General features: G+C 61.7%; 1 pseudogene. It reads right to left on the bottom strand.

Annotated features, from left to right (window positions below):
• Positions 1-235, bottom strand: a pseudogene (gene potC / locus R0J88_RS23555) (spermidine/putrescine ABC transporter permease PotC); the annotation flags it as partial.

Below are 235 nucleotides of genomic sequence, written 5' to 3'. Positions count from 1 at the left end.
CGATCAGCCAGCCCAGCTTGCGGTGACGATGGCGATACATGCCATACCCGATCAGCGTGCCGATCATCAGCGCCAGCAATGACGACACCACCGCCAGCAGCAGCGAATTGCCCAGCGCCGACAGAATCGCGTCATTGCCCAGCAGGCGCCGATACCAGCGCAGCGACACGCCAGTGAAGCTGGCGGCACTGTTGGAGGCATTGAAGGAAAACAGCATCACCACGATCAGCGGCAG

The organism is Pseudoalteromonas sp. SIMBA_162 (genome assembly GCF_046535955.1).
GTDB classification, from domain to species: domain Bacteria; phylum Pseudomonadota; class Gammaproteobacteria; order Enterobacterales; family Alteromonadaceae; genus Pseudoalteromonas; species Pseudoalteromonas marina.
Note: the sequence above shows the minus strand (reverse complement) of the source record. Positions and strands in the feature narration are given on the sequence as shown.